At 66.9% G+C, this 13,327-nt stretch carries 10 protein-coding genes; 6 read left to right on the forward strand and 4 right to left on the reverse strand.

From position 1 onward, the window contains the following. The first annotated feature begins 1 nt into the window (after window position 1). The 6 genes from tsaE to trxA are packed head-to-tail and all read left to right on the forward strand — an operon-like array spanning window position 2 to window position 8,894. Window positions 2–445 carry a tRNA (adenosine(37)-N6)-threonylcarbamoyltransferase complex ATPase subunit type 1 TsaE gene (gene tsaE, locus U5A89_RS11050; RefSeq protein ID WP_445190695.1) on the forward strand — a complete coding sequence of 148 codons (444 nt, stop codon included), beginning with the start codon at window positions 2–4 and terminating at the stop codon, window positions 443–445. Continuing rightward, entirely contained in the window at window positions 442–1,428 is a 987-nt protein-coding gene (locus U5A89_RS11055; RefSeq protein WP_338163015.1) for an aminoglycoside phosphotransferase family protein, read from the forward strand. Before tsaE ends, U5A89_RS11055 begins: the two co-directional genes overlap by 4 nt. Continuing rightward, window positions 1,425–2,135, forward strand: a complete 711-nt coding sequence (locus U5A89_RS11060) for a nucleotidyltransferase family protein (protein ID WP_338161185.1) — start codon at window positions 1,425–1,427, stop codon at window positions 2,133–2,135. Before U5A89_RS11055 ends, U5A89_RS11060 begins: the two co-directional genes overlap by 4 nt. After that, the gene (addB, locus tag U5A89_RS11065; protein WP_338161186.1) at window positions 2,128–5,097 is read left to right on the forward strand and encodes a double-strand break repair protein AddB; all 2,970 of its coding nucleotides are present in this window, start codon (window positions 2,128–2,130) and stop codon (window positions 5,095–5,097) included. The genes U5A89_RS11060 and addB overlap by 8 nt, the downstream gene beginning before the upstream one ends. Continuing rightward, complete coding sequence (gene addA, locus U5A89_RS11070) at window positions 5,078–8,545, forward strand: double-strand break repair helicase AddA (RefSeq protein WP_338161187.1); 3,468 nt, start codon at window positions 5,078–5,080, stop codon at window positions 8,543–8,545. The genes addB and addA overlap by 20 nt, the downstream gene beginning before the upstream one ends. A gap of 28 nt (window positions 8,546–8,573) precedes the next feature. Further along, window positions 8,574–8,894, forward strand: a complete 321-nt coding sequence (gene trxA / locus U5A89_RS11075) for a thioredoxin TrxA (protein WP_066602036.1) — start codon at window positions 8,574–8,576, stop codon at window positions 8,892–8,894. 71 nt (window positions 8,895–8,965) lie between these two features. Here trxA and U5A89_RS11080 read toward each other — a convergent pair whose 3' ends face one another. The 4 genes from U5A89_RS11080 to U5A89_RS11095 are packed head-to-tail and all read right to left on the reverse strand — an operon-like array spanning window position 8,966 to window position 13,184. Further along, window positions 8,966–9,574, reverse strand: coding sequence for a glutathione S-transferase family protein (locus U5A89_RS11080; RefSeq protein ID WP_338161188.1), 609 nt, complete (start codon window positions 9,572–9,574; stop codon window positions 8,966–8,968). Window positions 9,575–9,583: 9 nt separating this feature from the next. Continuing rightward, entirely contained in the window at window positions 9,584–10,381 is a 798-nt protein-coding gene (locus U5A89_RS11085; protein WP_338163016.1) for an inositol monophosphatase family protein, read from the reverse strand. Next, the gene (gene argJ / locus U5A89_RS11090) at window positions 10,378–11,604 is read right to left on the reverse strand and encodes a bifunctional glutamate N-acetyltransferase/amino-acid acetyltransferase ArgJ (protein WP_338161189.1); all 1,227 of its coding nucleotides are present in this window, start codon (window positions 11,602–11,604) and stop codon (window positions 10,378–10,380) included. The genes U5A89_RS11085 and argJ overlap by 4 nt, the downstream gene beginning before the upstream one ends. 32 nt (window positions 11,605–11,636) lie before the next feature. Further along, on the reverse strand, window positions 11,637–13,184 hold the full coding sequence (locus U5A89_RS11095; protein WP_338161190.1) for an ArnT family glycosyltransferase: 1,548 nt from the start codon (window positions 13,182–13,184) through the stop codon (window positions 11,637–11,639). Window positions 13,185–13,327: the final 143 nt, after the last annotated feature.

The following is a 13,327-nucleotide window of genomic DNA, read 5'->3' on the forward strand; positions in this document are numbered from 1 at the left end:
CATGCAGATCGGCGGGGAAGCTGCGATGCTGGAGTTGGGGCGGCGGATCGCTGTCCATGCCCGGATCGGCGACGTCATCGCGCTGGAAGGCGGTTTGGGCGCGGGCAAGACGACGCTGGCGCGCGGCCTGTTGGAAGCCTTGGGGCTGGAAGGTGAAGCGCCCAGTCCCAGCTTCGCCATCGTCCAGCCCTATGACGTGCCGGAGGTGCGACTGCCGGTCGCGCATGTCGATCTCTACCGGCTGGACGATGCGGCGGAGGCCGAGGAACTGGCGCTGGGCGACTATCTGATGGACAGCCTGCTGATCATCGAATGGCCCGATCGACTGGGCGATGCTCTATGGCCGCATGCGCTGCGACTGACCATCGAGATGGAGGCGGATGACGCGCGGCGCTTGACAGCAGCCGTGCCGGACGCTTGGACGGAGCGATGGTCACAGATATGATCCCGCCCGCCGCCGCGCCCGCCTTCCTCGCCGACGCGGGATGGAGCGACGCCGCCATCGTCCCGCTCGCCGGTGACGCATCCTTCCGCCGCTATTTCCGCGTGATCGACGGCGGTCGCCGCGCCGTGTTGATGGATGCGCCGCCGCCGCATGAAGACCCGCGCCCGTTCATCGCTATTGCCGAACATCTGCTGGCAGACGGCTTCGCCGCGCCGCAGATATTGGCGCGCGACCTGGATCAGGGGCTGGTCTTGATCGAGGATTTCGGTGACCTGCGGGTCAAGGAGCATATGGACGCCGATCCCGACGCGGAGTTGGCGGTTTATGCGCGCGCGATCGACCTGTTGGCCGACCTGCATCGCCTGCCTGCCGCCGATGTGCCGCCCTATGACCGTGCCGTTTACCAGCGGGAAGTCGGGTTGCTGACCGAATGGTATTGCCCCGCCATCGGGCTGGATGTCGATGGCGACGCCTATGTGCGCGCCTGGGACGCGGTGCTGCCACTGGTGGAGCAGTCCGCCAGCCCGACGGTGACGGTGCTGCGCGACTATCATGCCGAAAATATCATGCTGATCGATGGTACGGCTTCCCATGGGCTGGGCCTGCTCGACTTTCAGGACGCATTGGCGGGGCACCCGGCCTATGATCTGGTGTCGCTGTTGCAGGACGCACGACGCGACGTGCCTGTCGCGGTGGAGGCGGCGATGCTGGCCCACTACAAAGCCGTAGCGTCCCCACCCGCCGATTTCGATGCCGCCTATGCGGTGCTGGGCGCGCAGCGCAATGCGAAGATCATCGGCATCTTCACCCGCCTGTGGAAGCGGGACGGCAAGCCGCGCTATCTGTCCTATCTGCCGCGTATGTGGGGGCTGCTGGAGCGTGACCTGGCCCATCCGGCGCTCGCGCCGGTCGCGGATTGGTTCGCCGCCAACATCCCCGCCGACAAGCGGCACAACGCGCTGGAGGCGTTCGCATCCGCATGATCGACACCGCCATGCTGATGGCCGCAGGCCTGGGCAAGCGCATGCGTCCGCTCACCGCCACCCGGCCCAAGCCTTTGGTGAAGGTGGCGGGCAAGCCGCTGATGGACCATGCGCTCGACCGGCTGGAGGCAGGCGGCATCCGCAAGGTCGTGGTCAACGTCCATTATCTGGCGGACACGGTGGAAGCGCATTTGAAGGCGCGCAAATGCGGGATGGATTTCACCGTATCGGACGAACGCGCCCAGTTGCTGGAAACCGGCGGTGGCTTGATCAAGGCCAATCCGTTGCTGGGCGACGCGCCTTTCTTCTGCGCCAATAGCGACAATCTGTGGATCGACGGGCCGCAGGAGACGCTGGGCATGATGCAGCGTGTCTGGGATTCCGAACGGATGGATGCGCTGTTGCTGCTGGTGCCGCTGGCGCGGGCGACCTGCCATAGCGGGCCGGGCGATTTCCACATGGATGCGAACGGACGGCTCAGTCGCCGCAAGACGGCGCATGTGGCGCCCTTCGTCTTTACCGGCGTGCAGATAATGTCGCCGACGCTGTTGGTCGATCCGCCGGGCGACGTCTTTTCCACTAATGTCTTCTGGAACCGCGCGATAGATGCCGGGCGGCTTTATGGTGTGTCGCATCAGGGATTGTGGTTCGACGTCGGCACGCCGCAGGCCATCCCGGTCGTGGAAGCCATGCTGACCCATGGGTGACAGGGGCCGCCCGGCGCTGTTTACCATTCCCGCGCATCGCGCCTTTGCCGACGCGCTGGTCGCGGGCCTGCTGGCGCAGCATCGCGGGGATCAGATGGCGCTGGCGCAGGGCATGGTGCTGCTGCCCAATAATCGCGCGATCCGGGCGGTGAGCGACGCCTTCGTCCGGCAATCGGGCGGCGGACTGCTGCTGCCGCGGCTGGTGGCGATCGGCGATCCTGACCTTGGCGAACAGGTCGGTGGCGCGCTCGATCCGCTGGGCGAGGCGGACCCGATCCCGGCCGCCGTGACGCCGATGCGCCGTCAGATGATCCTGGCGCGCATGGTGCAGGACGCCAAGCCCGACATCGATGCGGGCCAAGCGCTGCTGCTGGGGCAGGCGCTGGGCGCGGTGCTGGACCAGATGCAGATGGAGCGGGTTCCGCTGACCGCACTACGCGAGCTGACGCTGTCGGACGAACTGTCCCGACACTGGCAGACGTCGCTGCAATTGTTCGAGATATTGATCGGGCGCTGGCCGGGCGAACTGGCGCGGATCGGCTGCATCGACCTGGCCGATAGGCGCAACCGGCTGTTCGATCGGCTGGCGGCGCGCTGGACCGATCATCCGCCCCGCGGTTTCGTGGTGGCGGCGGGTATTTCGACCACCGCCCCCGCCGTCGCGGCGCTGCTGCGCCGGATCGGCGCGATGCCCGGTGGCATGGTGGTGTTTGCCGGTCTGGACCAGAATATGGACGATCCGGCATGGGATGCGATCGGCCCGTTCGATCCCGATCCGGTCACCGGTCGCGCACCTGCCGGGCATGAAAGCCACCCGCAATATGCGTTGAAGCGCCTGCTCGACGGCATGAGCGCGACGCGCGACGATGTCGCGCAATGGCGCTGGGGCAGTGAACATGATGCGCGGGCGGTGCGTGGGCGCAATATCTCCAACGCGATGCTGCCGCCCAAGCTGACGAGCCGCTGGCGCGACCTCAAGACCGCCGACCGATCGCTGGCCGGGGTCGAGGCGCTGGAGGTGGCGACGCCGGGCGAGGAGGCGCAGGCCATCGCCATCGCGCTGCGCGAGGCGCTGGAAACGCCCGAACGCACCGCCGCGCTGGTGACGCCCGATCGCCAGTTGGCGACCCGGGTGTCCGCGCATCTGCGCCGCTGGGGCATAGAGGCCGACGATTCGGCGGGGCAGCCTTTGTCGCGCCTGCCGCCCGGCACGCTGCTGATCGCCATGGCGCAGGCGGTGGCGGAGCGGTTCGCGCCGGTGCCGTTGCTGACCCTGCTCAAGCATCCGCTGGTGATGCGCGGCGACGCGCGACTGCCCTGGCTGGAGGGCGTGCGCGCGCTCGACCTGTTGCTGCGCGGGCCGCGGCCGCAGACGGGGCTGGTCGGTATCGATTTGCTGATGCATCCCCGCGCCGACGATCGGCAACGGGTGCTGCGCGAGCAGGTGCGCGAATGGTGGCCGCAGGCACGCGCGTTGCTGGAGCCATTGGAAAGCGCCTTTGCATCCGCCACCGATCTGGACGGGCAACTGGCAGCACTGCGTGAGCAGGCCGGTGCGCTGTCGGGCGATGCGGTCTGGGCTGGGCATCAGGGTCATGCCGCGGCCGACCTGTTCGCCGAGATGGAAGCCGCCGCGCCGGAAGGACCGCGTCAGGCCGATCCGCGTGCGTTGCCGGTATTGCTCGACCATATGCTGGGCGGCGTGTCGGTGCGACTGCCGCAGGGCGGGCATCCGCGCATACAAATTTTGGGCCTGATCGAAGCGCAACTGACGCAAGCCGACCTGATGATCCTGGGCGGGCTGAACGAAGGCACATGGCCCGGCCTGCCGTCGCCCGACCCGTGGCTGGCGCCGCGCATCCGCCGCGAACTGGGACTGCCGGGGCTGGAGACGCGCATTGGCCTTGCCGCCCATGATTTCGCCAGCGCATTGGGCGCCCCGCACGTCCTTATCACCCGCGCGCGGCGGGGCAGCGGGGGACCGGCGGTGGCGTCGCGCTTCTGGCTGCGGCTCAAGGCGATGGCCGGACCGCAATGGAAGTCGGCCGAGCGCTACGGCGGATTGGCGCAGGCGATCGACCGGCCTGCGAGCCATCACCCCCTCGGTCGCCCCGCGCCCGCGCCGCCGGTGTCGGTCCGGCCGACGGTGATCCCCGTGACCGATGTCGACCGGTTGAAGGCCGATCCCTACGCCTTTTACGCGCGCCGCGTGCTGCGGCTGTCGCGGCTCGACCCGGTGGACGCCGATGCTGGCCCGGCGTGGCGCGGCACGGCGGTGCATGACGTGCTGCAACAATGGGCGGAGGCGGGCGTGCTCGATCCGGTGGACCTGGAACAGCGCGCCCGCGCCATGTTCGACCGGCCCGAAGTCCATCCGTTGCTCAAGGCGCTCTGGCAACCGCGCCTGATCGAAGCGATCCGCTGGATCGCGACGGAAGTGGCCAAGGACAAAGCGGAAGGCCGCACCATCCTGGCCGTCGAGCAGGAAGGGCGGGCCGATATCGCCGGGGTCACGTTGATGGGCAAGGCTGACCGCATCGACCGGCTGGCCGATGGGCGCATCGGCATCATCGATTACAAGACCGGCAAACCGCCCAGCGCGCGGCAGGTGAAGGCAGGCTTTGCACTGCAATTGGGGCTGCTGGGCATCATCGCCGAGATGGGCGGGTTCGAAGGGCTTGCTCCCCATCCCCGGGCGGGGGATTTCGAATATTGGTCGCTCGCCAAGAAGGGCGACCAGTTCGGCTATCGCGAGCGCCCGGTCGATCCGATGGGCAAGCGCGACAAGATCGTCACCGATGCCTTCACCGCGCATGCGCATGAGCATTTCGAAGGCGTCGCCAATGACTTCCTGCTCGGCACGACGCCATTCCGGGCAGAGATCAATCCCGAGGTCGCCAATTATGGCGATTATGACCAGTTGATGCGGCTGGAGGAATGGTATGGCCGCGACGATGGTTAAGGCGCGCGCCCTCCAACGCCTGCTGGGCGATCAGGCGCGGGCGGCGGCGCCCGATGCGCATGTGTGGCTGTCGGCGTCGGCCGGGACGGGCAAGACCCATGTGCTGACGGCGCGCGTGTTCCGCCTGTTGCTACAGGGCGTGCGGCCGGAAAATATCCTGTGCCTGACCTTTACCAAGGCGGGCGCGGCGGAGATGGCCGATCGCATCCACGACCGGCTTGCCGCCTGGGTGCAGATGGACGAGCGCGATCTGTTCAACGATCTGGAGGCGCTGGGCGAAGCGTCCGGGCCGGAAGAGCGCGACTATGCCCGGCGGCTGTTTGCCGAAGTGCTGGAATCGACCGGCGGCGGGCTGCGGATTCAGACCATCCATGGTTTCTGCCAGCAATTGCTGACGGCTTTTCCGCTGGAAGCGGATCTGACCCCGGGATTCCGGCCGCTCGACCAGCGCGAACAGTCCAGCCTGGCGCGGCAGACGCTGGCCGACATGGTCGTGCGCGCGCATGATCTGGGCGACGCGACATTGATCGGCGCGTTGCAGGCGATGAGCCTGCGGCTGGGCGAAGGTGGGGCGGAGCAGTTTCTGTTGCGCTGCGCGGCGCGCGGCGATGCGCTGGACGCGTTGCCCAACGCGATCGGGCCGTGGCTGGCGAGCGAACTGGGCCTGCCCGATGGCGATATCGATCTATGGCTGGCCGACCAATGTTCCGACGCTTTGTTCGACATGCGGACGCTGGACGGGATCGTGCGCGCCAATGTGGAATGGGGCAAGGGGCGCGGGCTGGAGCGGTGCGACCGCATCGCGGCCTGGCGCGCGCTGGACCCGGCGGGGCGGGCGACGAGCCTGACCGATCTGCATCGCGCCTGGGCCAAGGCGGACGGCGACCTGATCGACGCCAAGGGATGGGTGCCGCCGACGGACGGCTATATCGAGATGGCGGCGCGATTGTACGACCGGTGCAGCGGGCTGATCGCGATGAAGCTGCGCGCCGATTATGCCGCGCTGTTGGGTCAGGCGCTCCATGCCGGGCGGGCCTATGCGCGCGATTATGCTCAGGCCAAGCGGTTGGCGGGGGCAGTCGATTTCGATGATCTGATCGCGCGCACCGCGGCGCTGCTGGAGCAGCCGGGGATTGCGGAATGGATACGCTATAAGCTGGACCAGCGAATCGACCATATATTGGTCGACGAAGCGCAGGACACCAACGCCGCGCAATGGCGCATCGTCCGCACGCTGGCGGAGGAGTTCTTCACGGTTGAATGGGAGGAGCGGCAGAAGGTCCGCACCATCTTCACCGTGGGTGATTTCAAGCAGGCGATCTTCGGCTTCCAAGGCACCAGCCCGCAGAATTTCGCCGCTGCGCAAATCTTGTTCGAGCGCGATGCGGGCCAGGCGGGGCATGATTTCTTCAACCTGTCGCTCGACCAGAGTTTCCGATCGACCCCGGCGGTGCTGGACGTCGTGGACCGCACGATCGCGACGCTGCGTGCCGAACGGCTGGGTATGGACCCCGGCGAGGTGCGGCACATCAGCGCCAACCGCCATCCGGGCGACGTGCAGCTATGGAAGCCTGTCATCGCTGGCCTGTCGGAGGATGCGGAGGGCGAAGAGGATTGGGCGGCCGACCAGGAACGGGTGCTGGCGGGCAAGATCGCGCGGCAGATCCGGCAGTGGATCGACGATGGACTGATGCTCGAAAGCCGGGGACGACCGGTGCGCGCGGGCGACATCATGATCTTGGTGCGCCGTCGCAGCGAACTCGCCCGGCTGATCGTCGCGCGCCTATATGAAGAGAAGGTGGCGGTGGCCGGGATCGACCGGCTGCGGCTCAACGCGCCGCTGGCGGTGCGCGATCTGCTAGCCGCGTTGCGCTTTGCGGTGCAGCCGGAGGACGAACTCAACCTAGCCTCCCTGCTGGTATCGCCGCTGATCGGTTGGACCCAGGACGAACTCATGATACGCCTGATCGGTCGGAAGACCGGCTTGTGGCGGCATTTGAACCGGACGCTGCCCGACAGCCTGTTGCAGCCTTTGCGCGACCTGCTGTCGGTGGCGGACCTCGTCACCCCCTATCGCTATCTGGAGGCGATATTGTCGGGGCCGATGGATGGGCGGCGGCGGCTGGTGGAGCGATTGGGGACGGAAGCGGCCGACCCGATCGAGGAGTTGCTGAACGCCGCACTGGCGTTCGAAAGCGACGATCATCCCTCGCTCCAGCGGTTCATCGACTGGTTCGACCGGGGCGAAGTAGAGATCGTGCGCGACGCGGCGGGGCAGGGCGACATGCTGCGCCTGCTGACCGTTCATGGCGCGAAGGGCTTGCAGGCGCCGATCGTCATCCTGGCTGACGCGTGCATGGACCCGGATGCCGGCAATCGCACGGATTCGCTGATCTGGAACGGGCTGCCCATCCTGGCCCCGCGTAAGGCGGAACGGCAGGGGCCGATCGGCGATGTGGCGGAAGCCGCGGCGCGGGTGGAGCGGGAGGAGCATTGGCGGCTGCTTTATGTCGCGCTGACCCGTGCAGAGGAAAAACTGATCGTCGCCGGATCGCTGGGGCCAAGAGCCAAGGGCGAGGTGAAGCCCGAAAGCTGGTATGCAGCGGTCGAGGGCGCGATGATCTCGCTTGGCGCAGAATGGGAGGCCGATCCGCTCTGGGGTGCGACCCGGCGCTGGCATGGGACCGAGATATTGCCGCCCAAGGCGATGGAGCCTGAAAGCGCCACCGCCGAGGTCACGGTCGCCGAACCGGCTTGGCTGCGCCAGCCTGCGCCCGCCGAATTGCGTCCACCCCGGCCTTTGGCGCCGTCCGCGCAGGTCGAGGACGACGTGCCCTATCCGCCCCCGACCCAGGCGATGCGCGCCGCGGCGGAGCGGGGCCGCTGGCTCCATGCGCTGTTCGAGCGGCTGCCCAACCTCCCCGCCGACCGGCGGCGGGATGCGGCGGATCGCTGGCTGGCGCAGCAGGGCGTGGACGATAGCGCCCAGCGGCATGACATCATCGACCAAGCGATCAAGGTCATCGAAGCGCCGGACTTTGCAGGCCTGTTCGGTCCCGACGCCCTGGCCGAAGCGCCGATCGCCGCCGTAGTGGGCGAGGCCGTGATCGCGGGCACGGTGGACCGGCTGCGCATCGGTCCAGATCGCGTCCAACTGGTGGATTTCAAGACCGGGCGGATCGCGCCGCTGACGGTCGAGGACGTGCCGACCGCGCATATCCGGCAGATGGCGGCCTATGTCGCCGCGCTGGGCGTGATCTTCCCGGATCGCAAGATCGAGGCGGGGTTGCTCTACACCAGCGCGCCGCGCCTCATCATCCTGCCGCCGTCGGTGCTGGCGGCCCACAAGCCCGGGCCCGCGCCGCTCGCAGCGCAAAAGCCGGACTATGTCCCTACGCAGGAGAATTTGCCGCTCTGGCCCGTTGAGCCTGATGCCCCCGCATCCTAGATAGCAGTTCAAATAAAGGAGATATCCCATGGCCACCAAGGCAGTTACCGACCTCAGCTTCCAGGACGACGTCATCAATTCGGACAAGCCCGTCCTTGTCGATTTCTGGGCCGAATGGTGCGGTCCGTGCAAGATGATCGGCCCGGCTCTGGAGGAAATCTCCGAGGAATTGGCCGACAAGGTCACGATCGCCAAGATCAACATCGACGAAAATCCCGACGCGCCGGGTCAATATGGCGTGCGCGGCATCCCGACGATGATCCTGTTCAAAAATGGCGAAGCCGCCGCAACCAAGGTCGGCGCCGCGCCCAAGAGCGCGCTCAAGGGCTGGATCGAAAGCGTTCTCTGACGCGGGCTGATGAACCGAAAAATGTGTTCCCGCGCATGCGGGAACTCAGTCCCGCCTGCGCGGGAACACATCTACGTCAGCGGGATCATTACCGACTGGGCATAGGCCGGACGATCCCGCAACCGGTCGTACCAGGCGCGGACATGCGGCACGTCGGGCCGCTCCATGTCGAGCGTGAAGAAGCTGTGGGCATAGACGCCCATCGGCACATCCGCGACACCGAATGCGACACCTGAAAGCCAAGGTTGCGCCGCCAGCGCCCGGTCGAGGATCAGCATGGCCGCGCCGGACGCTGCTGCGGATTGCGCCAGCAACTGTCCAACTCGCTGTTCGGGCTTGCGGCGCACCAGTTGCAGGAAGGCGTCCCGCTGCGCATCGGCAAAGCTGAACTGCCAGTCCATCCACTTGTCGCCCTGCGCCCGTTCCACCGGATCGACCGGCCACAGCGCCGGTGCGTAGCGCGCCGCCAGATAGCGCAGAATTGCGTTGGATTCCCACAGCGTCACGTCGCCATCCTCGATCGTGGGGATCAGCGCATTGGGGTTCATCGCCAGATAGCGCGCGTCCATGCCGAAGGGACCGCCGACGTCGTGGCGGACATAGGGCAGGCCGATTTCGTCGGCGAACCAGGCGACCTTCTTCACATTATGCGAGTTGAGCCGGCCCCAGATCGTCAGCATGGCATTCCCTTATGCAAGGAGCGTCGCTGCCGCCTTGTCCCACAACCGGCGCGAAGACGCGCCCATCAGCCCACGCCGCAGATCCCCCACGACATAGGGCGTACCGTCCGTCCGCTGGCAGCAACCGCCCGCTTCATTGACGAACAAAGTGCCCGCTGCATGATCCCAGGGCAGCGTCCGCGCGAAGACCGACACGTCATTCTGCCCCAGAACCAGGCGGGGATATTGTTCGGCGGCGCAGCGGGGAATGTCCACCAGCGTGAAACTGGCCTGCGCCCGACGCTCCATATCTTCGCGCTCGTTCGCCGACATGAAAAAGGTCGCCAGCGCAGCGATCGGCACGTCGCCACCGCTTTCGCGCGCCTGTACCCGTTCGCCATCGATATGGCTGCCGCCGCCCAGCATCGCATGGCACAGGCGCCCGGTCAGCGGGTCGAGTATCCATCCCGCCAGCGTCGTGCCGCCATCGGCCAGCGCGATGATGATGCCGAAGGGCGCCTGACCCGCTGCGAAATTGCCGGTGCCGTCGATCGGGTCGATGATCCAGTTGAGGCCATCGCCCGCGCGATCAAGAATGGCGGGGTCGGCGGCGCAGGCTTCCTCACCGATGATGCCCGCTTCGGGCAGGATCGCAGCCAGCCCTTGCGCCAGGCGGATTTCGCTTTCCTTGTCGGCGATGGTAACGAAGTCGTTCGCCGCCTTCTCGCTGATCTCGTCGCTCGCCAAATTCTGGTAGCGCGGCATGACGATGTCGCGGCCCACGGCCCGCATCAACGCGACGACGGGATCATGCAACTCCAGCATCAGCTGCGATAATCCGCGTTGATCGAGATATAGCCATGGGTGAGGTCGCAGGTCCACACCTGCGCCCGGCCTTCGCCCAGGCCCAGATCGACGCCGATCAGGATATCCTGTCCTTTAAGATGCGCGGCGACGGGCGCTTCGTCATAGCCTTCGACCGCAAGACCCCCGGTCGCCACCTGCGTCGCGCCGAAGCGGATCGACAGCGTGTCGCGATCGGCCGGTTCGCCCGCCTTGCCCACCGCCATGACGATGCGGCCCCAATTGGCGTCTTCGCCCGCGATGGCGGTCTTCACGAGCGGGGAGTTGGCGATGGAGAGCGCGATGCGGTGCGCGCTGGCGTCGCTTTCCGCGCCCTCGACGCTGATATCGATGAACTTGGTCGCGCCTTCGCCGTCGCGCACCACCAGATGGGCAAGCTGGCGACACAGGTCGCTCAGCGCAGCGTGGAAGGCATCCGCTCCGGCGTCGTCCATGGACCCAAGCGGCGCATTGCCCGCCTTGCCGGTGGCGAAGGCCAATACCGTGTCGCTGGTCGACGTGTCGCTATCGACCGTGATGCAGGAGAAAGTCCGCTTGTTGGCCGCCGAGAGCATCTGTTGCAACAGCGCCGGGTCGATCGCTGCGTCGGTGAAGATATAGCCCAGCATCGTCGCCATGTCCGGCGCGATCATGCCCGATCCCTTGATGATGCCGACCAGTTCGACGCGCTGATCGCCGATCATCGCGGAGACATGCGCGCCCTTGGCGAAGGTGTCGGTGGTGCCAATCGTGGTCGCCGCCTCTTCCCAACCGCAAGGCGTGGCGGTGAAGGCCGCTTCCAGACCTGCTTCGGCCTTGTCGATCGGCAACGGCACCCCGATCACGCCGGTGGAGGACACAAGGATGTCGGAGGGCAGGCAGGACAGGTGATTGGCGACCTTGGCCGCGATCGCCTCCACCGCCGCGCGGCCGCGATAGCCGGTGAAGGCATTGGCGTTGCCCGCATTGACGACCAGCGCGCGCGCCGACCCGAGCGGAATGGCGTCGCGGCACCATTCGACTTCGGGGGAGGGGCATTTGCTCTGGGTCGTGACGCCTGCGACGGCGGTGCCCGCGTCCAATTCGACATAAGTGAGGTCGCAGCGCGTCCATGCCTTGTATCCGGCGCGGGCGGTGCGTAGCGTCACGCCGTCAATGGAGGGCAGGTTCGGGAATGAAGCGGGGGCGAGGGGTGAGCGCTGGGTCATGGCGCGCGAAATGCGGCAAAATCGAGCAGGGGTCAATCGGCGCGCGCGACGATATGCCGCATAGCGCGCAGATATAGCCGCCCTACGCCATCAGGCATCATGACCATGCGATAACCCCGCGCCTTGGCATAGGCGATCAGGCTGTCGTCGGGGCGCATCGGCAGTTTGCGGGTGCCGCCTTCATAGCCGGTCAGGATTGCGGCGGGCGGATTACGGTCCATATCGTTAAGCGTCGCGGGGATCATGGCGTGGACCTGATGCGCCAGGACCGGACCCATGGTCCAGCCGGTGCGATAGGCGAAGGGACCGGCGGCGAAGCGCGGGTCGAGGGTCAATCCGCTATCCAGGATCATATGCGGGGACAGGGTCGCGACGCTGGCGCCCTGTCCGGCGGCGCGCACGGTGTCACCAGCCCAGCGCGCAGCGGCGTCCGCCTCCAGCACTGGGGAGCCGTTGCGCATCATCGCGGTGACGTGGCGCGTGGCCGCCAGCATGCCGGGTATGGCGGACAGGGATAGCAGGCCGAGCAGCGCCTGGCGTGGTCCGAAGGTCCAGCTGCGCGCATCATCCAGCAGATAGCCCAGCGCCAGCGCAAGCGGGGGGAGCAGCGGCATCACATATTGAACCTGCGACGGCGTCGGCAACGCCGCGCCGATCAGCGCGCCCAGCGTCATCCATATAGCGAGCCGCCTGCCCGGTGAACGGACCCGGTCGCGCGTGACGATCCAGTTGGCCGTCAGCAGCAGCAGGGCGATCAGCGCTGGTCCTTTCCACAGATATTTGAGAAGGTCGGTCAGCTTTTCGATCGTTTCCAACTCATCGAAGGCGCCGTTGGCGGCATACCAGGCGTGGGGCGCGGTCGCGCCGAAGGTCAGCACGCCGTAGAAGAAGGCGCTGGGCGCGATCATCCAGGCCAACAGCATAGGCGCCATGCCCAACGCCGCGCCCGCCGCCAGCCAGCAGGCGGCGCGCAGGCCGCAGCGTCCCCCGGCGCTGATCACGAACAGGCCAGTCATCAGGCCCAGCGGCGCGAAGTTCAGCTTGGTCGCGATGGCAAGACCGAACAATGTCCCGGCCGCGAACCAATAGCGCGGCGTGCAATGGCGTAGCGCGAGCAGGCTTACCAGCAGAGCCATGGACGACAGCAGGGTCGGCAGCATGTCGTTGCGCACGACCGCGCCGGTGAATTGGAACGCCGCCGTGGCCGCGATCAGCAGGGTGGCGATGGCGGCGCTGTCGCGCGACACACCCGCGATCCGCTGCGCCACCCAGAGCGTCACCAGCGCGCATAGCGCCGTCGTCGCCGTCGCCAGCCGCATCGCCACCACCATATGGTCGGGGAACAGCCAAGCCAGCGGCGCATAGGTCCAACTGTGCACAGGCGGCTGAAGATAGAGGAAATCGCGGAAGATCAGCAGACGGCTGCTGAAATAGGCGCCCGCCACATATTGGCTTTCGTCATGATCGAACGGAGTCGCGATCGCGGTGAGCATGAACCAGAGGATCAGCGCCACCGCCACCAATGCGGCAAGCGGCACCGTGACGCTGCGCCCGCGCGCCATAACGAATGGACGATACACTTTTTTTGCGACCCTTGCTCTTGTCCCACGCTTGTGGCGCAGCTTTCGCGAAGCGCAACGCCTTCGCGTCGTCATGACGCCACGGTCGGACGAAAACCGCATGTCACGCTATTGGGACAGCGCAATGACAGCCTGGGTCGGTG

This window comes from Sphingobium sp. HWE2-09, from assembly GCF_035989265.1.
In the GTDB taxonomy this organism is placed as follows: domain Bacteria; phylum Pseudomonadota; class Alphaproteobacteria; order Sphingomonadales; family Sphingomonadaceae; genus Sphingobium.